Source organism: Oenococcus oeni DSM 20252 = AWRIB129, from assembly GCF_000372485.1.
Taxonomy (GTDB): Bacteria; Bacillota; Bacilli; order Lactobacillales; family Lactobacillaceae; genus Oenococcus; species Oenococcus oeni.
The window spans coordinates 119,927-140,590 of sequence record NZ_AQVA01000002.1; the positions used below are offsets into that span (position 1 = coordinate 119,927).

Genomic DNA, 20,664 nt, shown 5'->3' on the forward strand with positions numbered 1-20,664 from the left:
TTCCAATTATTTGTAAATTGATTTTTCTTTTCCATACCACCAATTTACAAAATGTTCTCTAATCCATGGAATTATATATTTGTCAAGGCCGAAAATTCTGCCAGCACCGTTCATGGCTGCAATCGCCATTGGGATCATCCATATATTTGTCCAGTAAAACATCGAGCTCAAAGAAAATATTGCAACGAAGGCAACCGAGGCAGCGGATGCCAGCCAGGTGAATAGGCCGAAGACAAGCGCCAATCCGATTAATAATTCAAAAATAGTCATTGCTTTTTGCATGAAAAAAGCAACATCGGTATTTGGAATCATGAATTTAGTTATATTGTAATACCATTTCGGCATGTGTTTGAAGATCAACATCGGCTGGTTGCCATATTCATAGGAGAGAGAAAAAGTCGCTTTGGCTGTTGTTGCAGTCGAAGAAGTTGCATCGCTTCCGGCTGCCGAAGCTCCGGACGTCGTATTGGCTACCAACCAGTCAAAGCTCGTCAGCCGCAGCTTGTTTGCAAACCAGGAACCTTTTCCACTAATTTTTTGGGAAACATCGACAAGCCAGGTTGTGCCAAGGAAGAGGCGGGCCGGAAGCGACCACAGTACGTTTCCTTGCCTGCTTATATAACCGTGGAACATGTTTCGTTCATTTCGAGTATTGAAGAATTCATGTCGTAGATACCTAAGGAAATAATAAGCGTTTGTAATCTGGAAAAAATACATGAAATTGATCATGTGTTTAACTGCTTGAGCAAAAAAACCACTTAAATGAGTATTTTTGCCGAGATGGGCAACGGCGTATTTCGAACCAATCGATACAACAAAACCGGAATATTTTCCTTCGAATTCAGCTGTTGTCTTTTGCCCGGAAATTGCGAGGGCAATATTTTTCGCTGCAACTTTCGAACCGGCCTCGGCTCCTTGAACTGTTTGTGGTTGGCCTTTTCCTGAACCGTCTTCATCAGTTAACGAGACGTCGCCAAGAACATAGATTTTTTCGTCATCGAGAGACTGGCCTTGTTTGTTGACTAAAATCCTTCCGCCGCGTCCCTGTTGTAAACCAAATTTGTTTACTTGATCCGGCGCTTTGATCCCGGCTGTCCAGATCAAAGTCGAAGTTGAAAATTTACTGCCGTCTTTGAAATCGATTGAATCATCCCCGATACTAACCACGCTGGTATTCTTAAGGATTTCCACACCGTGCTTTATTAGATATTTTTCTCCTTTATCGGCGTCTTTTCGATCGAGCATATTCATCAAAGTTGGAGCCATTTCGATTAAGGTTAATTTAATTTCCGATGGATCGATCTTGTTTTTTTGCAAGAATTTTCTTCCAATCGATTAATTCACCGATCATTTCAATTCCGGTAAAACCGGATCCAACAACTGCTAGAGTCAACAGGCTTTTGCGTTTACTTGAATCTGTTTCGACAGCGCCAAGGCGAATATGCTCTTCGATTGCATGCTTCAATTTAATAGCTTGTTCCAGTGAACCAAGGGTATAACCATATTTTTCGACTCCCGGTGTTGAAAAACTGTTTGGTTCTGATCCGGCACTTAAAACCAGATAATCATAAGGGTAGCTACCGTTTTTTGTAATAACTTGCTTGTTTTTGCGATCAATATTCCTTACTTCGTCGGTCACGATATTGACATTTTTTCTATGACAAAACAGTTTTTGCAAATCGTATTGAATGGCATCGGCATCCACGCGATCGGCAGCGACTTCATATAATTCAGTCATATAAGTCATATATGAATTCTTATCGATTAAAGTAATTTTTACGCCGGAATTCTTTTTGAATTTCTTTGCGAGGTTCTTAACGGTATAAATTCCCCCGAAACCACCTCCGACAACGACAATGTTGCTATCTGACATTTTGGCAACTCCTCCAAATTGTTATGAATTTAACTAACTTCCTAATTGTAAGCCTTTTCATGTAAGCTTGTCTAGCTATTTTTTTGAAGACGAAATAATTCTTTGTAAAAAAATATTGTATTTTCCGGTCTTTTTAAAAGATAAAAAATTGCTTATTTTATAGTTTGTATCAATTTACTCATAAAAAAAATGAACAAGTAGAATGGAGTAATGAAGCAATTTAATTTAATCGCAACTTCCGGACAGGGAATCGAAGCACTCGTTGCCAAAGAACTGAATAATTTAGGTTATCAAACACGAACCGAAAATGGGTTTGTCCGCTTTTCCGGTAATCAAAGAGATATCTTGAAAACCAATATTTGGCTGAGAACAGCCGATCGGATCAAAATTCTTGTTGGAGAATTTCATACCTTGCGTTTCGACGATCTTTTTGAATCGGTTAAAGCGCTCCCTTGGAGTGAACTCATTAACTGGGATGATCAGTTCCCGGTAATGGAAGCTCATAGTCGCGATTCGCAGTTGTTTAGTGTACCTGATATTCAACGAATTACTAAAAAAGCGATTGTCGAGGCTTTGAGATCGCAGACTGGCCACGAAGATCTTCCTGAAACCGGAAAGCATGTCGGTATTGACATACGAATTGATAAAAATAACGTCCGAATTATGATCGATACAAGCGGCGAATCACTTTTTAAACGCGGCTATCGTACGGAACACGGTGGGGCTCCATTGAAGGAAAATTTTGCTGCCGCTTTGGTTTTATTGACGAACTGGTTTACAGATAATCCCTTCGTTGATCCGGTCTGTGGATCGGGAACGATTCCGATTGAAGCGGCTCTGATTGGAAAAAATATTGCACCAGGGATTAATCGAACTTTTGAAATCGAGTCATGGGCTTGGTTTGACAAAAAACTCAGTCAGGATGTTAGAGAAGAAGCTGATATTCTGGCAAAATACGATCAACCTTTGGATATTAGCGGCTATGACATTGATGGTAATATGATCAGAATTTCCAAAGAAAATGCAAAAAAGGCCGGACTTTATAATGACATTGCCTTTAAACAGTTGGCAGTCAAAGATTGGCAAACTGATAAAATTAATGGAATTTTGGTAGCTAATCCGCCCTATGGCCAAAGACTTGGCGAAATCGAGGATGCACGACAGATTTATCAACAAATGGGTTCGATATATAATCAAATGTCGACCTGGAGCAAATATATTTTGACCAGCGATGAGAAATTCGAACAATTTTATGGTAAGAAAGCGACGAAGAAAAGGAAATTATACAATGGTCCGATTCGAACAGATTTATATCAATATTGGGGTAAGAAGGTTCGCTGATTTATAATAGATGAAATGAGAAGTAAACACTTAATAACTTATTATCAGGACTTAACTTTTAAAGGACAAATTACCTTGATTTGGTTGGCGATCTTTGGGCTTTTTGCTTTGGTTGTTCAGCTGGAGTTCTCACGCCTGGCTCTTGGTGCCTTCATTGTTTGGGGCCTGTTTTTGTTTACAGTTGTTTTTTATGTCTTTCGTTTACGTTTGTTATTGGATGACGACCGTATTCTTTTTCAGGGAGTTTTTTTTGGCAGCGATCTGGATATTGAGATAAAAGACATCAAAATCGTTAAAATATTTCCAAAAAAACGGTTTGTCGAGTTTACTTTCGATAATCGAAATTATCGAATACTTACAAGCAAAAAAGCAGTTAAGTATTTCCAAAAGATAAATGACGGTTCAAATGAAAAATAAGCAAATTTTAGAAAGTACAATCGTCAATCAAAGTGGAAGGTTAGACAAAATTTTAGCAACCGATTTTTCTGCTTTTTCTCGAAATCAGATCAAAAAATTAATTGATCAGGATAGAGTGATTGTCAACGGAAAGCCTGTTCTTGCAAAGTATCTTGTTCAAGATGGAGATCATGTCGTTATCAAAGTTCCACCTGTTAAAAAAACCGAATTGTTGCCTGAAAAAATTCCACTCGATATTGTCTATGAAGACGACGACCTTATTGTTGTAAATAAGCCTCAGGGAATGGTCGTCCATCCGAGTGCCGGCCATTCGGAACATACACTTGTTAATGCTCTGCTTAGCCATGCCCCCTTATCGACCATCAATGGCGAGTTCCGTCCTGGAATTGTCCACCGAATCGATAAAGATACCAGCGGATTGTTAATGGTAGCTAAAAATAATTTTGCTCATGAACATCTGTCGCTTGATTTGAAATCTCACAAAACGGGACGAAAATACTTAGCAATTGTTCATGGGAATTTTTCTGAGAAAAGAGGCACGATTAAAGCACCAATCGATCGTGATCCAAAAAATCGTCAAAAGCAGGCCGTCGTCGCTAACGGCCGGGAAGCAATAACGCACTTTAAGGTTTTGGAAAGTTTTTCAAATTATTCGTTAATCGAAGCTGTTTTGGAAACCGGTCGTACCCATCAAATTCGAGTCCATATGGCTTATATTGGCCATCCGGTCGCTGGCGATCCTTTATACGGACCCCGAAAAACTTTGCCCGGCAGGGGACAGTATCTTTTTGCAAGCAGCTTATCTTTGACACAGCCGCATACCGGAAAAGAATTAAGTTTTAGTGCGCCTTTACCTGATTATTTTCAAAAAATGCTTTTAAAATTGCGGAATCTAAATGAGTAAAAATTACGAAAAACTTAGCCGAAATTACTATGACAAAATTGCCGGTCACTTCGATTTCTCGATCTCGGGCTTTTTTTCCTATCCATTTAAACGTTTAATAAATCACAACTTAAAATTAAAAGATAACGATCGTTTGTTGGATATCGGTTGTGCCAATGGCCGTTTACTAGGATTACTTGGAAAACAAGCCAATATTATTGGTGAAGGGATTGATATATCGGGAAAAATGGTTTCTGTCGCCAAACAAAAATATCCTGATTATCGTTTTGTCTGTGCTTCTTCAGAATCAATTCCATTCAAAAATGAAAAGTTTGATTACATTATTTGTTCTGCATCTTTTCATCATTTTTCAGATCCAGACCATTTTTTGAATTCGATCAAACATTTTCTAAAAGCAGACGGCCGTTTAATAATAGCCGAAATTAATATTCCGTTTTTCCATAATCTTTATAATAATCTGATCGTATCCCAATCCAAAGAGGGAGATGTCAAAGCCTATAAAACGAGTGAATTAATAAATTTATTTCAGGAAAACTCTTTTAAAATTTTAAAAAAAGAAATTATTTTCCAAATTCAATATTACGAACTAAGCCTTTAATTCTTCAACTAATTTTCGGTTCGGAGTAACGTAAATTGTTTGCTGACCTTCAAAAACGACAAAACCAGGTTTCGACCCGTTTGGTTTTCTTAATCTGCCAACGGGAAGATAATCGACAGCGACATTGGCCGAATTTTTCGCTTTGCTGAAATAAGCTGCTAATTTGGCGGCTTCAATGAGGGTCTTATCACTTGGGTTATTGGAATGAATAATGACATGAGAGCCTGGAATCTTTTGTACATGAAGCCAAATATCATCCTTTTTAGGATTTTTCATACTTAGTTGATCATTTTGAAAATTATTTTTGCCGACCTCAATTAAAGTACCATCATTAGCAATAAAACGATCAGGTTTGGCAACTTTAGATCTTTTTTTGGCAGGTTTTTTATCGCTTTTTTTATCTTTTAAATATCCTTCTTTGAGCAATTCGATTTTAATTTGATCAAGATCTTTAGGCGAGGCATTTTTTAATTGCTCTTCGATATTTTCAAAGTAATCCAGCTCTTTACTTGCCAGCCTAATTTGTTCATCGAGATATTTAACTGATTTTTTTAGTTTTTGATATTTTGTAAAATATTTTTGAGCATTGGCATTTGCCGATATTTTTGGGTCTAAAGTAATTTCGATTGCTTTCCCATCGTAATAATTATTCAAGCTAATCGAGTTGTTGCCGCGAATTACTTTGTTTTGAAAAGTTGTTAACAATTCGCCCTTGATCCGATAATTATCGGCTCCTTTTGTTTTGATCAAATCATTATTTAAGTTTTGTAATTTTCGGCGGTTCCTATGTAATTCGTTTTTCACAATTTGATCAATTTGCGATGAAAGTTCGTGGACTCGCGACTGATTAGCCGATTGAGCATAATAGGCATCCAAAAGATCTGATAGTAAAGGGAAGAATGTTTTTTCGCCTATAACGCTTTTATAAGGAAAAGCCGTGAATTCGGATTTTTTTTCATTGATTTTTGTCAGCGTTGCCTGAGGTTGATCGAATTTCTTGAACCAATCTGTCAAATATTCGGCGTCAGCAGCTTCTCTTGCCGACACCATTGACATTCCTTGATAATGGTCCGCCAGTATCCGTGGATCATTTGAAGTAAATTCGCTTGATTCGAAAGGATTAATTAAATCCTGCTTTGGCGGTCTTTGGTATTGAGCGCCGGGAAGCAGGATGCGAACGCGATTCTCAAAGGCCGGAACATGTTTTATCAGCTCGATGATTTTATTTTCCGAATCAAGGAAAAATATATTTGAATGGCGGCCCATGATTTCAAGTACGATCTTATATGAAACTGCGTCGCCAATTTCATTTGCATTGGCAACTAAAATTTCCAGAATTCGATCATTTGCAATTTGTCTGAAGGCTAATATCTTGCCGCCTTGAAGATAACGTCTCAGTACCATGACAAAGTTTGGTGCTGTAATAGGGTTTTCGAAATCAACTTTTGTAATTTGTGCACGAGCCATAACGGGATGAGCTGAAAGTAAAAGTTTTCGGTTTTTTCGAAAAGAGCGAACTGTCAAAATAATTTCGTGTGGAAAAGGGAAGGCGATTTTTGTGATTCTGCCTCCGGCCAATTCCTTATTTAATTCTTTTGTCATTGAATGGAGAAAAAGTCCGTCGAAAGCCATAAATCCAGTCTAGAACAAATTTAGAAGATTTTCTGAAAAGAATTTTTTTGCTCTCTTGTATAGTACAATTACTTTGTTTATAATTTATTGCAGTATACAAGAGTTTATTTATGAAGACAGCATTGGAAAGTTTAAGAAACGCGAGCGCGCTATATAACGAAAAACTCGTCAAATTGATGAAGTCTTTTGGTATGACAATTGCCGAGCATCGCCTTCTTTTATTGATTGAGTCCGGTCTTGACACTCAAGAAAAAATATCTCTGGCAACAAAACTTGATACTTCGACTCTTAGCCGGCAACTTAAATCTGCAGTAAGAAAAGAACTTTTAGACAAAGTAGCGACTGGTCGTGATAAACGTCAATTGATTTATTCCGTTACCGAAAAAGGTCAAAGCGATTTAAAAGGAATTGCAGCCGAACTTGCCAGGATCGACGCGAATGTCTTTTCCGATTGGAACCAAAACGATCGAGCACTTCTGGACCAACTGCTTGATAAATTGGAAAAATCAATCTAGCTATTTTTTCTCCTTATTGGTGACAGTTTTATTTTTATTTTTCGGATCTTTTTGGCCAAGAGCTTTTTTCCTCGAGTTTTTTGTCTGTTCGTCCTCGGGCATAATGAAGAGATCGTCTAATTTTTTATATGGATCATTTTCCATTTTTTGAATTTTTGCCATTTTTTCCTCTTTTTCCTCGTTAGTTAAATTTTATCGGATTTTGCCGAAACATCAAAGATTAGATAAAAGAGCCAGTATAAAGCGAAAGTCATTGTTGAAAAGAGAACAACAAAACCCAAGGTATGGGAATTGATCTGATCCAATGCAATTTTGAATAAATAGTCCGGACGCCTGATAATATCCCATGAATTAAATCTTGGGAAACGTCCGAGGAAGACACCGAATCCTGACAGAAGGCTTACAATCATCGAGAAAATCCAGGCCGTTATAGTACCAGATTTTTTTCTAATTATTTGAGAAACCAGGTAAAAAGAGAGCATACCCATTAAAACGCCGGTGATAATCGAAAAGGTTGCAAAAAGAACACCTAACCAAGCCGAATGGAAGGTTGAAATATCGAGTCCATAAGAAACATGATATAAATTCAAATGGGCCAAATCAGTCACCATATAGGGTGAATTGGGAAAAAGAATCAACCAAATTATTCCGATCAAAAGAGAAAGAAACTGATTTTCTTTTTTATAGAATAAAAAGTCAATTAAAAGAGCACATAAGAGAGGCAATAGAGCAAGGAAAATATTCCAGATGTAACCGTTGGCCAATGGTATATATCTATGGAAAATTATCGAAACGACAACCAGAATGGTATAGGTGAAAATCAGACCGATTGTCAGGCGATATATTCGATTGTTATTCATGTCGGACACTAAAACTCATTTTAACTTAGATTCGTTTATAATTTTATCGTGGCATCAGAGTTAATTGAACAAAAATTGGCTTTATTGCCTTCCCAACCTGGTTCTTACCAAATGAAAGACAAAAACGGCAAGATCATTTATGTTGGTAAAGCAAAAAATCTGAAAAATCGCGTTCGTTCGTATTTCAAAGCCGAGCATACCGGAAAGACAGCCGAATTGGTTGCAAATATTCATGATTTCGAATTTATTGTGACTAATTCCGATAAAGAAGCTTTTCTTTTGGAAAATACTTTGATTAAACGTTATCGGCCTTATTTTAATATTCGTTTAAAATTTTCCGGTTCTTACCCCTATATCGAGATTACGAATGAACGTGATCCGCGTTTAATATTGGCAAATACTTTAAAACACGATCACGGAACTTATTTTGGACCGTATCCGAATGTATACGCCGCTTCGGAAACTCTGCATTTTTTGGAAATGACTTATCCTTTGCGTCGATGCAACGGTTATCAGGGACGTCCTTGTTTGTATTATTCGATGGGTCAATGTTTGGGAGCCTGCTGGCGAACCGTTCCACAAGAGGAATATCAAAAAAACATTGATGCAATTACTCGTTTCTTAAATGGTGAAACCGGAAAAGCGATTTCCGATATTAAAAAGAAGATGAAAAGAGCTTCTGATTCGACGGAATATGAATTAGCAGCCGATTTCCGCGATCGTTTAAAATTCATCGATCAAACGGTGGAAAGTCAACGTGTTTTGCAAAACGACCATACTCCAAGGGATTTGTTTAATTTCTATATGGATAAAGGTTGGATGACTATTGAAATATTTTTCCTGCGTCAAGGTCGGCTCTTGCGCCAACAAAAGGAGACACTTGCTTTAGCGGATTCCGTTAAAGAAGAGCTGGAATCATATATTCAACAATTCTATAGCCAGAAGAATGCTCAGAAACCTAAAGAAGTATTGGTGCCCAAGAATGTCGATACAAAGCTGCTTGCGGAGACACTTGAAATCCCAGTCAGAACTCCGGTTCGAGGTGAAAAAAGAGATTTGCTGAAACTGGCTGCCAAAAACGCTCGAATTACATTGGAAGACAAATTCCGCTTGATGGAATTAAACGAAGAGAAGACGACGGGTGCCATGAAGGAAATAACCGATGCTTTAAAAATCCCTCATGGATATCGTTTTGAGGCTTTTGATCATTCCAATACACAAGGAAGCAATTATGTCTCTGCTTTGGTTGTTTTTGAGGATGGGCTGCCGAATAAAAATCTTTACAGGCGATACAAACTGAGGACGCCGACAGGACAGGACGAAGCGAAAGCTACTTTCGAAGTAATCACTCGGCGCTATACTCGTTTAAGAGATGAAGGTCAGATGTATCCTGATTTAATTTTAATGGATGGTGGAGAGATTCAGTTGCATTCTGCTGAGGCAGCTTTGAGGAAATTAGATATCGATATTCCAGTAGCTGCGATGGTAAAAAACGACAAACATCAAACAGCCGATTTACTTAATTCAAGAGGTGAGAATCTTTTCTTAGATCCCCATTCTCAGGGATTTTATCTACTGCAAAGAATTCAGGATGAAGTTCATCGTTTTGTAATTACTTTTCATCGGCAACTGAGAACGAAAACTAATTTATCATCTAGATTGGACGAAATTGCCGGAATCGGGCCTAAATCCAGAGTGAAATTGATGCGCCGTTTTGGATCGCTGCCAAAAATTGCCGATGCCTCGATTGAGGATATTGAGGCCTTGGGAATTGGCGAGAAAGTTGCAACGCTCGTTAAAGTATCTGTTTCGGCAATGGTAAAATCCGAGAATAAAAAAATAATCGCCAAGCGAAAATTTGAAAAAGAATAGACCTGTATAATAGATTGGATGGCATTTGTAGATCAAGCGACAATTGAAATGAAAGCCGGTAATGGCGGTGATGGGATAATTTCTTTTCGGCATGAAAAGTTTGTTCCTTTAGGTGGACCCTTTGGCGGCGATGGCGGAAAAGGCGGCGATATTTATTTTATTGTCGATGAAGGTTTAAGGACATTAATGGATTTCCGTTATAATCGTCATTTTCGTGCCAAACATGGTGAAAAGGGTGGTACAAAGGGGATGACTGGTGCCTCGGCCGACGATCTTTATGTCAAAGTTCCGGCTGGCACGATTATTTCAAATGCAGATACCAATCAGCAGATTGTTGATCTGACTGAAAATGGTAAAAAGTTTTTGATTGCTCATGGCGGTCGCGGTGGCCGCGGCAATATGCGTTTTGCCACACCTTCGAATCCGGCTCCGGAAATATCGGAAAACGGCGAGCCCGGAGAAACTTTGAAGGTTAAATTAGAGTTGAGAGTTTTGGCGGATGTCGGCTTAGTTGGTTTTCCGTCAGCTGGAAAATCTACCTTTTTGTCGGTAGTAACGGCTGCCCGTCCAAAAATTGCTGCTTATCATTTTACAACGATTGACCCAAATTTGGGAATGGTTCAATTACCAGACGGTCGCGATTTTACGATTGCTGATTTACCTGGTTTGATTAAGGGTGCGTCAAAGGGCGTTGGGCTTGGTTTTGAGTTTTTGCGTCACGTTGAGAGAACTCGGGTTCTCCTCCATATGATTGACATGAGTGAAGAGTCTGGTCTGGGCATTAAGCCATTTGAAGCTTATTTGCAGATTAATCAGGAACTGAAAAGCTATGATCCTCGTTTACTTGACCGACCGATGATTATTGTTGCTACGAAGATGGATTTACCGAGTTCAAAGGCAAATCTTGAAGATTTCAAACAAGAACTTGCCAATCGCCAGATCAATATGCCAATTGTGGAAATTTCCTCGGTGACACAGACCGGCACGAAGCAGTTGTTATTAAAGGTTGCCGATTTATTGGACAAGACTCCGCGAATGATTGAAAGAAAAGAAGAACAATCCACGGATGACCGACTTTATGAATTTAAAGATGATCATCAATCGACAGATTTTCAAATTGAGCATGAAGGCGATGACTGGATTATTGTTAGTGAGCGCATTTCTAAATTGGCAAAAATGACAAATAAGACGACTGATGAGTCTTTGCGTCGTTTTGCTCGTCAGCTTCGTTCTTTTGGCGTTGATGACAAGTTAAGAGAAGCCGGTGCCAAAGACGGCGATATGGTCTATATAGATGGTGCTGATTTTGCTTTCGAGTTTGAAGAATAAATAATTATGGAATTAGAATTTTTAGGAACTGGTGCCGGCCAACCCAGCAAACAGCGTAATGTTACTTCAATTGCTCTGCGGCTTTTGGATGAGAGAAACGAAGTGTGGCTGTTTGATGTCGGAGAAGCTACTCAACATCAATTATTAAAATCGAATACAAGGTCCAGAAAAGTTACGAAGATCTTTATTACACATATGCATGGAGACCATATTTTTGGCTTACCTGGTTTTCTGACTTCTCGAAATTTTCAAGGTTCCGAGTTAATTGATGGTGGTAAACCGACTGATGTAACAATTTATGGACCTGCTGGTTTGCAGCAATATGTTTTTTCTGTTTTGCGTGCAGCTCAAGTTCGCTTGCAGTATCGAATTAATTTTATTCAAGTTCGACCAGGGATCATTTTTGAAGATCAACAATTCGCTGTTTCGGCATTTCCTATGAATCACGGAATTGAAGATTATGCCTATCGAGTAGTCGAAAAAGATACTGTCGGGCAACTACAGGTTGAAAAACTGCTTAAATTGGGTCTGAAGTCCGGCCCATTATTTGGAAAAATAAAGGCTGGTGAAATTGTTAAGCTCGAAAATGGTTTAACAATTAATGGGAAAGACTTTCTCGGCCCGGATCGTCCGGGACGAATTATTGCGATTGTTCTGGACACCAAAGATACACCGGAAATCATTAAAGCCGCTGAACAGGCCGACGTCCTTGTTCATGAAGCTACTTATGGGGCGGAAAATTCTATTATGGCTAAGAGGCATGGACATTCGACTTCCTTGCAAGCGGCTGAACATGCTAGAGCGGCCCATGCTCATCAACTAATCCTAACCCATATTTCTGCTCGTTATCTTGGAAAAATGGCTGATCAGTTAGTTAAACAAGCCAAAAATGTTTTTCGTCGTACCTATATTGCACATGATTTGGAAATTTTTGATATCCCAGCAAAGAAAAGTGAAAGGAAAGACAAAATCGATGTTGGATAATCAATATTTTTGGTTTAAAAGAAAGACTGATAAGCAATTTATCCAGAAAATCGAACAGCATTTTTCGCTTGACAGACTGACGAGTACGGTCCTTGCCGGGCGGTTTTCTTCGGTTCCGCTGATTGAGGATTTTTTTAGTTCGGATTTGAATAAATTAGTTGATCCGAGTCGTTTGGACCAGATAGAACTTTTAAAAAAACGCTTGATTAGCGCAATTGATAATCAGGAGAAAATCACGATATACGGCGATTATGATGCTGACGGGATTACAAGTACTTCGATTTTATTAAAGACTTTGCAAATACTTGGGGCTCGGGTGGATTATTTTATTCCGAATCGTTTTCGCGATGGTTATGGACCGAATAAGTTTGTTTATCAGCAGCTAATCGATACGGGAACAAAATTGATTTTTGCGGTCGATAATGGCATTTCCGGTTTTGACGCGGTCGATTTGGCAAATCGAAACCAAGTCGATGTCCTGATTGCCGATCATCATCAGTTGCCGAAAAAATTGCCAAACGCCAAAGCGATTATCCATCCTGATTTATCGGATGATTATCCTTTTAAAAACTTGTCTGCTGCCGGTATCGCTTTTAAAGTGTCCAAATATTTGTTGGGAACTCAAAAGGCGCGCCAATTCTTTCCCTTGGTTGCAATTGGTGAAATTGCCGACGTAATGCCCTTAATCAATGAAAATAGAATTCTGATTCAAACTGGTATCGATTTAATAAAGAGTGGCGAAAATAAGGGCCTTCAGGAAGTGATTAAAAGAGCTGATTTGAAGCTCGAAAGTCTTACAGCCCAGGATATTGCCTTTAAAATAGCTCCGCGTCTTAATTCTTTGGGAAGAATGGCTGATGCCGGAATCGGTGTTGAATTGCTTACCACTGATGATTCCGATAAGGTATCTGAGATTGCCAAGCAGGTTGAACACTTAAACAAACAGCGGCAAAAAGAAGCCGATAAAATTTATCGTATTGCCTCAAGGCAGGTTTCTCCTCAAGAAAATAATATTATTATTGTTTCTGGTGAAAATTGGCATGAAGGAATTATCGGAATCATTGCCGGCCGTTTGTCGGCATATTTTGGCCGTCCGGCGGTTGTTTTCTCGGTCAAAAACGGTATCGCCAAAGGATCTGCCCGTAGTACCGGAGATTTTGATCTCTATAAGGTTTTAGATCGAGCTCGTGATCTTTATATTTCTTTTGGTGGGCATAAACAAGCGGCCGGTTTAAGTCTCAAGGCCAGTGATTTGGATCGTTTGGACAAAATATTGAATGCAGACGACTACCATTTTTCGGTTGGGAGACTTGCGATCGATGCGGTTATAAAAGCAGGGGATTTATCAATCGATTCTTTTAAACAATTGTCAAAACTTGCTCCTTTTGGTGAGGGAAATCCAGAACCGATTTTTGATTTGGATGATGTCGAATTAGTCAATTTGCGGATTTTGGGATCGGATAAGAAACATTTCAAGTTAAAAGTAAATGGTTTTTCGGGTGATATTTTGTTTTTCAATCGTCCTGATTTAATTGGAAAACTTCAATTAGGTGAAAGGTTGTCGATTGTTGGAACTCTTTCTCTAAATGAGTGGAAGCACAGACAGTCTCTGCAAATTATCGGCAAAGATATCAGAAGCGAGAATCGAATTCCCGACCGAAATTCCTTCTCTCGGATTTATCACTATTATTGTGCGAAAAATGTTTTATACTCTCCAAATGATTTCTTCCAAAAAGTTTTTTTGGAATTAGGATTTGTTAGAATTGTAAATGGTGTTGTTTTTGTCGTTCCTGAAGCAAAGCATGCTGAATTATCTCAATCGTATACATATCGAAAGCGAGCGGAAAATGGATATTGATTTACATGATTATATTGCGACTACTCCTGATTTTCCTGAAAAAGGAGTAATGTTTCGAGACATTAATCCTTTGATAGGTAATGGCCCCGCCTATCGACAGGCAATTAATGAATTGATTGATTTCGCTCGTCCGTTAAAACCTGATATTATCGCAGGTCCGGAAGCCCGTGGTTTCGTCGTTGGATCACCGATGGCCTATGCATTGGGAATCGGTTTTGTTCCGGCACGCAAATACGGAAAACTTCCTCGAAAGTCTGTTAGTTCCAGTTACAGCTTGGAGTACGGAAAAAATGAATTGCAGATGCATGTTGATTCTATCAAACCGGGTCAGCGGGTCTTTATTGTCGATGATTTGCTGGCAACTGGAGGAACGATCACAGCGACAATGGATTTGGTTCGCCAATTGGGTGGCCAAGTTGTCGGAACAGGCTTCTTTATCGAGTTGGCGGATCTTCAGGGCCGAAAAAAGATAATGGAAGTTGAAAATGTTCCTTTTAAGTCTTTGTTGGAATATTAATTAAAACCAGTCATTCGGCTGTTTTTTTAGTAGGCTAGATTATATGAAGATTGTTGACTGCAAATTAGCTCACTATTCAGTTTCTCTGAAAACGACTTTTAAAACCGCCTTGCATGCACAAAATTTTGCAAATGGGTGGATCGTTCGCTTAAAATCAGAAATGGGTAATTATGGTTATGGCGAAGCGATTCCTTCCTTAAGAGTCACGGGCGATAGTGATGCTAGTATTTTTGGAAGCTTAAAAGAGATTATTTTTCCGGCAATTATTGGTAAAAACTTCGAAAATATTGGAAAATTCGATGATTTTGTTTCCAAACTGATTACGCAAAATTCAGCTGCTAGAAATGCTGTTAGCGAAGGAACTTTGGATTTGTTTATTAAAGATAAAGGAACGAATTTGGAGAGTTTTTTTAATCTAGGCAAGGGGAAGAAAGTTGAGACAGACTATACCTTGAGCATTAATAACGAATTGAATATGCTGAATGAAGCAAAAAAACTCAGTAAAAAAGGCTTTTCGACATTAAAAATAAAACTTGGATATGATCTAATTGAAAAAGAAGTTCAAAAATTAGTCTATTTGAACAATCATTTGGAGAACATTTCTTTTCGGATCGATGCAAATCAAGCTTGGAATCTTCGCGGAAGTTTACGATTTGATCAACTGGCCTTTGAAAATAGATTGCCGATCGAAACAATCGAACAACCGTTACCTATCGGTTTTGAAGATGAATATTCATATTTAATCGGAAAATTTCATTTTCCGATTATTTTGGATGAGTCGGTTCATGAATTTAATGATGCACGCAAATTGAATCCGGGGGTCGATTTTAATGGTTATAATGTAAAACTTGAAAAAAGTGGTGGCATTTCTCAAGCTAAGGCCCTGCTCGATTATTCGGAATCGCTTGATAAAAATACCATGATCGGCTGCATGATTGAATCGAACATTGGCATTGCTTTTGCAGCTGCTTTAGCAAAGGCATATCCAATTGTTAAATTTATTGATTTGGATTCTCCTTTAATGTTTACAGATGAAATTTTCAAAGGTTGGCTTAATGACGAACAGACAGGATTCTCTTTTAATTCGCAATTCGTTGAAACAGATGCTTTAAGAGGTCTTTCATGGCAATAAGTTTTAACGAAGTGAGCCAGGAAATCGAGGACATTTTAAAAAGCCTGGACAAACAGCTGCAATTGTCTTTTTATCTATCAAACAGTGAAAACTGTTTTAGCTTTCACGGTAATCGAGTTATGCCAAGTGCCAGTTTAATCAAACTTATGATTGCTGACTATTATTGTTCTAATTTTTCGCTTGCCGATTTACAAAAACAAACGCAAAAAATTAGTCAGGGTGTCGGCGGATCGGGTGTGATCCAAATTTTGGATCAAAAAGTTCTTTCACTTTCCGATTTGATTTCGATGATGCTAAGTCTTTCCGATAATACTGCAGCAAATACATTGATCGATATAGTTGGATTAAATAGTTTGTCTGTTTGGATAAAGGGGCACTATTCTGCAACGAGTCTTTCCAGAAAATTTATGGATTTCAGCCAAAAAAAAGATAATCTGACTGACGCTAACGATGCTGCCTATGCTTTGAGAAGGCTGATTGAATTTCCTTTGACAAAAAGAGCTCTTCTTAAGCAACAATCAACGAATAAATTCGAATTGAATTTCGTTGAATCGAATAATCAAAAAATATATTTTTATAATAAAACAGGTGAAGGTAGTGGTATAGATCATGATGCTATCATTTTTCGTTATCAAAATCGGCAGATTTTGGCCGTTTTGATGACGAAATACGATCCTGCAATCGAAAGTCGTTTGGAAATTATTAATTTGTTCAGTGAAATTGGGGATCTGTTAAAGGAGTCTATTTTATGATTAAATTATCGGCAGTCGCCCAGTCATCGCTTTTTGCTGAACTAAACGGAAAAATTATATCCAAAAAGAACGTTCGAAAAACATTTCCGATTTCGGACTTAAGTCGCCTGGTGCTTATCTATGAAGTTTTATCGGCAATTAGATCTAAAAAGATTTCATTGGATACCCCACTAATTGTTTCGGAAAAAATTAGTCTTTTTTCAAAAAAAGACCGATCGGCGGCAATGCATTTCCAAATTGGCGAATTTTTCACCGTTAAACAAGCAATTGAAATCCTTCTGATAATGTCTGAAAAATCTGCTGCTTACTTGTTGATTGAAAAAATTTTTGGCAATTTGGAAAAGTGGCGAAGCGAAACGGCCCGTTTCTTGAAACAAGAAAAGATCGATGGCCTTATTTATGAACCGGTCGGATTAATGAGTGGGGAGGGTCGAGAAAACTTGCTAAGCGCCATTTCGATTTTGAAAGTCATTAATAAATTAGTGAATGATTTTCCAAAAATACTCGCAATGACACAAAAAAAGCAATTTATTTTTCAATCAGACCGACAAGTACAGTTTTATAGAAATCCAAGTTTTAAACAGCGAATAAATAATCTTCAAATATCAGCTTTTTTTGCGGAAAAATATCAAAAAAGCAGTAATTTTATCTCCGTTTTCAAAATAAAAGATAAGCTATACCTATCAGAATTGTTGGCGGTTGATAACACTTTTTTTAATCGTGAAGAAACGGCTGATGCGCTCATAGATAATCAATTTTTAGAGGTCGAAAAACAATTATGGCAAGAATAAAACATAATCTACCTAACAGTGCTTATTTGGATAATCCATTATTAAGGCTTGTTAATCGAAAACATAAATTACGTGCGGAGATTGATTTTAAAAAATTCAAAATCGGGCGAGAATCTTTCGACATTATCATTCTCGATAATTTGTTGAGATTTTTATCGGATGCTGAGAAGAGAATGTTTAAACTGACGCTTGTTTCCGGTTATCGTTCGATTGACTATCAAAAAAAGCTTTTTAACCGTGCTTTGAAAAAATATCAAAAGAAGGGTCTGACAGAAAAAGAAGCCAGAGAAAAGGTTCTTGAATATCTTCAGGCCCCAGGTGCTTCTGAACATCATACAGGTCTAGCTGTCGACATTATTGATAGCAGCTTTCTCAAAGAGAAAGGCGATCTATATCCTGAAGTCGATCAATTACAATCACAGGAATGGTTAATCAACAACGCACCCAAGTATGGTTTTATTTTGCGTTTTCCAAAAGATAAAGAAGCAGAAACCGGGGTTAAATACGAGTCATGGCATTTTCGCTATGTTGGCGTTGAGAATGCAAAATTTATTCATAGCGAAAGAATCTCTTTGGAAGAGTATATTAAGTTATTAAAAAAGGAAAAGCGCAATAAGATTTTTATTCGAACGCAATATAACGCATGAAACATAAAACGAAAATTTTACATTTGAAAAATGGTTATGATCTTTGGGGAGCCAGTTTTGGTGATCCGAATTCACCAATTAAAATTTTGGCTCTCCATGGTGGTCCTGGCGATGACGCAGATGAGTTTATCGTTTGGGCCGATCAGTTGAAGAAATTCGCTCGAATCGATGCAGAGGTTTTTGTCTATGAACAACTTGGGTCTTTTCACAGCGAATCGCCTGATTTTTCCAAAAAGGAAAATGTCGACAATTATTTAAATTATAACTACTACATAAATGAAGTTGAGGAAGTTCGTCAACTCTTTGACTTGGACAACTTTTATTTGGCTGGCCATTCATGGGGTGGGATTCTGGCATACGAGTATATGCTTCGTTCGGAATATCGGCAACATCTGAAAGCTGGAATCGTTTTCTCGATGAACGATAATATTGACGATTATGTAAAACAAATTAATAAAGAATTACTGGATATGTTTGGCGAGCAAGAATTCAAATATATGAAAAGAATAGAAACTTCCGGGGATTTTTCTCAAAAGCATTACCATCAGAATTTGATCGAATTATACAAAGAACATCTAAATAGAGACCCAAATTACAATCCCGATGATGGAATGAAAATGATGGCAGAAGATGTTTATCATCATTTTCAGGGAAATAACGAATTTGTGGTCACTGGAGAAATGAAAAATTGGAACGTATCCAGCCGCTTACCAGAAATTGATATTCCTGTTTTAGAAACAGTGGGAGAGTTTGATACGATGTCGGTCGAATCTGCAAAAAGATCAGCTCGAAAATTGCCGCGAGGTCGTTTTGCTCTAACTGAGAACGGTGGACATTCTCATGCTCAAGACCACCCTAAAGAATTTTTTGAACATTTGGGAAGTTTTATTAAAGATGTTGAGGCAGGAAATGTCTGAAGATGAATTCATTGAAAAAAACTACAATCAATGGCTAACTGATTTTCAAGAATTATTGTCGATTAATTCGGTTCGCGATGATCATTTGGCCGATACAGTCCATCCCTATGGTCCGGGACCAAAAGCTGCTTTAAAGAAAATGATTTCCTTTGCAATACGTGATGGTTTTACAAGGTTCGGTGTCATAGATAATCGGGCAGGTTACATCGAAATTGGTCCAAAAGATGCCCGGCAGACTGTAGGAATTTTAATCCATGTGGATGTCGTTCCGGTTGATAAGGAATTATGGAATTATGAGCCTTTTGCCGGTACGATTGTCGATGATCGTTTGTATGGTCGCGGATCCGAGGATATGAAAGGCTCCGACATGCTCAGTTATTATGCTTTGAAAGCTCTAAAGGATCGATCTTCTACTTTTAAAAATAAAGTTAGGCTCATAATTGGTACTGATGAAGAAAATGATTGGCAGGATATGGAAGCTTATTTTACTGCCGAGGGTCGACCAGATTTGGGATTTTCTCCTGACGGCGATTTTATTGTTGAGAATGCCGAAAAGGGAATTGCTCATCTGGATTTAATATCCGATAGTAAAATTTTAAATCCTTCAAATGGACAATTGCTTTTTTTACGGGCCGGAAAGGCCTCTAACGTTGTTCCCGGTGTCGCTCGAGCAGCGGTGAAAAATGTTGCTTTTAATCGGGCACAAGAAATTTTTCAAGACTTTTTAAAGAAAGAACAGTTGACTGGTCAAATAGAAGAAGATAGTGATGGTTTTAAAATCATTTTGAATGGTTTTTCAGTTCACGGATCAACACCCGACGAAGGAAGAAACGCTGCGACTTATCTAGCTCTTTTCTTGTTGAATTTCGATTTTGATGAGCGAACAAACCGTTGGCTGAATTTTCTTGCCAAAACTATTCATCAGGATTATTTTGCAGAAAAACTGGGTATTGGTATCACTACTCCGGAAATGGGAAAAACGACTCTTAATGCCGGAATCGTGGACTTGGAGATTAATAAAACTGCAAAAATTAATTTGAATTTGCGCTATCCGATCGGTTTTAGCGGTCTAAAGGCGGTAGAAATTATTGAAAATAATTTTCCTTGGATCAAGGCTTATCTCCGAGATGATGGTCTAAAACCACATTTAGTTCCTGCAGACGATCCGGTAGTTACTAATCTGCTATCGATCTACAAACAAGTAACCGGAAAAGAAACTCATTTGAATGTATCCGCCGGTGCTTCTTTTGGTCGATTAATGCCGCGGGGTGTTTGTTACGGAACCCGTTTTATTGGCCAGCAGTCGACTGCTCATCAAATCGATGAATATTTTAATTTACAAAATTATCAGCCGGCAATGAGGATTTTAATTAAATCAATTGAAGCCCTGGCTAATTTGGATTGAGGATAGTTTATTTTCGATGACGAAATATTAGAAACGGATTGGACCAATGTACGGACGACTTTTTACTTATGGACGTAAAAAACTTAAATACGGATTAATTGAGGCTTTTTTCACTTGGCTTGAAAGTCTGGAAGTTTTATTATTCCTTTGGGCTTTGGCCGATTATTACAATAGCCATCGACTTGGATTTTTTTCTATCTGATTATCCCAGTTATTTTTCTGTCGATTATCGTTTATAGATTTCTTTTTTTCGAAAAAATTGTTCAAGTATGGTCAAATTCGGCTATCAAAGAGATTCAAAAAGACTTTTTAAATGTTTA

At 38.0% G+C, this 20,664-nt stretch carries 19 protein-coding genes and 1 pseudogene; 16 read left to right on the forward strand and 4 right to left on the reverse strand.

Translation table 11 applies throughout. The annotated features are described in order from the left end of the window. Positions 1 to 6 precede the first annotated feature (6 nt). A pseudogene (locus A3G9_RS01000000109395) lies at positions 7 to 1,873 on the reverse strand (NAD(P)/FAD-dependent oxidoreductase). Between the two features lie 210 nt (positions 1,874 to 2,083). Between A3G9_RS01000000109395 and A3G9_RS0102335 the strand changes: the two are divergent. The 4 genes from A3G9_RS0102335 to A3G9_RS0102350 are packed head-to-tail and all read left to right on the forward strand — an operon-like array spanning position 2,084 to position 5,133. Further along, entirely contained in the window at positions 2,084 to 3,214 is a 1,131-nt protein-coding gene (locus tag A3G9_RS0102335) for a THUMP domain-containing class I SAM-dependent RNA methyltransferase (RefSeq protein ID WP_002817187.1), read from the forward strand. Between the two features lie 15 nt (positions 3,215 to 3,229). Further along, entirely contained in the window at positions 3,230 to 3,631 is a 402-nt protein-coding gene (locus A3G9_RS0102340; protein ID WP_002817188.1) for an EbsA family protein, read from the forward strand. Further along, the gene (locus tag A3G9_RS0102345; RefSeq protein ID WP_002818886.1) at positions 3,621 to 4,535 is read left to right on the forward strand and encodes an RluA family pseudouridine synthase; all 915 of its coding nucleotides are present in this window, start codon (positions 3,621 to 3,623) and stop codon (positions 4,533 to 4,535) included. The genes A3G9_RS0102340 and A3G9_RS0102345 overlap by 11 nt, the downstream gene beginning before the upstream one ends. Then, positions 4,528 to 5,133: a class I SAM-dependent methyltransferase gene (locus A3G9_RS0102350; protein ID WP_002817190.1), complete on the forward strand. Its 606-nt coding sequence runs from the start codon at positions 4,528 to 4,530 to the stop codon at positions 5,131 to 5,133. Before A3G9_RS0102345 ends, A3G9_RS0102350 begins: the two co-directional genes overlap by 8 nt. Here A3G9_RS0102350 and A3G9_RS0102355 read toward each other — a convergent pair. After that, complete coding sequence (locus A3G9_RS0102355) at positions 5,122 to 6,765, reverse strand: Rqc2 family fibronectin-binding protein (RefSeq protein WP_002817191.1); 1,644 nt, start codon at positions 6,763 to 6,765, stop codon at positions 5,122 to 5,124. The genes A3G9_RS0102350 and A3G9_RS0102355 overlap by 12 nt on opposite strands. 110 nt (positions 6,766 to 6,875) lie before the next feature. Between A3G9_RS0102355 and A3G9_RS0102360 the strand changes: the two genes are divergently transcribed. Beyond that, on the forward strand, positions 6,876 to 7,280 hold the full coding sequence (locus tag A3G9_RS0102360; RefSeq protein WP_002817192.1) for a MarR family winged helix-turn-helix transcriptional regulator: 405 nt from the start codon (positions 6,876 to 6,878) through the stop codon (positions 7,278 to 7,280). Here the strand turns inward: A3G9_RS0102360 and A3G9_RS1000000110205 are convergent, their stop codons facing one another. Together A3G9_RS1000000110205 and A3G9_RS0102370 are read right to left on the reverse strand one after the other, a co-directional pair. After that, positions 7,281 to 7,442: a hypothetical protein gene (locus tag A3G9_RS1000000110205; RefSeq protein WP_002817193.1), complete on the reverse strand. Its 162-nt coding sequence runs from the start codon at positions 7,440 to 7,442 to the stop codon at positions 7,281 to 7,283. Positions 7,443 to 7,465: 23 nt separating this feature from the next. Then, positions 7,466 to 8,140 carry a DUF1361 domain-containing protein gene (locus A3G9_RS0102370; protein WP_002821313.1) on the reverse strand — a complete coding sequence of 225 codons (675 nt, stop codon included), beginning with the start codon at positions 8,138 to 8,140 and terminating at the stop codon, positions 7,466 to 7,468. A 48-nt stretch (positions 8,141 to 8,188) separates the two neighbouring features. Between A3G9_RS0102370 and uvrC the strand changes: the two genes are divergently transcribed. From uvrC to pepV, 11 genes are read left to right on the forward strand one after another with little or no spacing between them, the layout of a single operon-like run. Continuing rightward, positions 8,189 to 10,012 (forward strand): excinuclease ABC subunit UvrC, encoded by a 1,824-nt coding sequence (gene uvrC, locus A3G9_RS0102375; RefSeq protein WP_002817195.1) that lies wholly within the window; start codon positions 8,189 to 8,191, stop codon positions 10,010 to 10,012. 18 nt (positions 10,013 to 10,030) lie between these two features. Further along, positions 10,031 to 11,341 (forward strand): GTPase ObgE, encoded by a 1,311-nt coding sequence (obgE, locus tag A3G9_RS0102380; RefSeq protein ID WP_002817196.1) that lies wholly within the window; start codon positions 10,031 to 10,033, stop codon positions 11,339 to 11,341. Between the two features lie 6 nt (positions 11,342 to 11,347). Beyond that, positions 11,348 to 12,325 carry a ribonuclease Z gene (gene rnz, locus A3G9_RS0102385; protein WP_002817197.1) on the forward strand — a complete coding sequence of 326 codons (978 nt, stop codon included), beginning with the start codon at positions 11,348 to 11,350 and terminating at the stop codon, positions 12,323 to 12,325. Further along, positions 12,315 to 14,183, forward strand: a complete 1,869-nt coding sequence (gene recJ, locus A3G9_RS0102390; protein WP_002821312.1) for a single-stranded-DNA-specific exonuclease RecJ — start codon at positions 12,315 to 12,317, stop codon at positions 14,181 to 14,183. Before rnz ends, recJ begins: the two co-directional genes overlap by 11 nt. Beyond that, entirely contained in the window at positions 14,173 to 14,700 is a 528-nt protein-coding gene (locus tag A3G9_RS0102395) for an adenine phosphoribosyltransferase (RefSeq protein WP_002821311.1), read from the forward strand. The genes recJ and A3G9_RS0102395 overlap by 11 nt, the downstream gene beginning before the upstream one ends. 43 nt (positions 14,701 to 14,743) lie before the next feature. Beyond that, the gene (locus tag A3G9_RS0102400) at positions 14,744 to 15,832 is read left to right on the forward strand and encodes a dipeptide epimerase (protein ID WP_002821310.1); all 1,089 of its coding nucleotides are present in this window, start codon (positions 14,744 to 14,746) and stop codon (positions 15,830 to 15,832) included. After that, positions 15,823 to 16,584, forward strand: coding sequence for a serine hydrolase (locus A3G9_RS0102405; protein ID WP_002817199.1), 762 nt, complete (start codon positions 15,823 to 15,825; stop codon positions 16,582 to 16,584). The genes A3G9_RS0102400 and A3G9_RS0102405 overlap by 10 nt, the downstream gene beginning before the upstream one ends. Next, on the forward strand, positions 16,581 to 17,375 hold the full coding sequence (locus A3G9_RS0102410) for a serine hydrolase (protein ID WP_002818871.1): 795 nt from the start codon (positions 16,581 to 16,583) through the stop codon (positions 17,373 to 17,375). Before A3G9_RS0102405 ends, A3G9_RS0102410 begins: the two co-directional genes overlap by 4 nt. Then, complete coding sequence (locus tag A3G9_RS0102415) at positions 17,363 to 18,022, forward strand: M15 family metallopeptidase (protein WP_002818870.1); 660 nt, start codon at positions 17,363 to 17,365, stop codon at positions 18,020 to 18,022. The genes A3G9_RS0102410 and A3G9_RS0102415 overlap by 13 nt, the downstream gene beginning before the upstream one ends. Further along, entirely contained in the window at positions 18,019 to 18,939 is a 921-nt protein-coding gene (locus A3G9_RS0102420) for a proline iminopeptidase-family hydrolase (RefSeq protein ID WP_002817201.1), read from the forward strand. Before A3G9_RS0102415 ends, A3G9_RS0102420 begins: the two co-directional genes overlap by 4 nt. Further along, positions 18,917 to 20,344: a dipeptidase PepV gene (pepV, locus tag A3G9_RS0102425; protein ID WP_002821309.1), complete on the forward strand. Its 1,428-nt coding sequence runs from the start codon at positions 18,917 to 18,919 to the stop codon at positions 20,342 to 20,344. Before A3G9_RS0102420 ends, pepV begins: the two co-directional genes overlap by 23 nt. Positions 20,345 to 20,664: the final 320 nt, after the last annotated feature.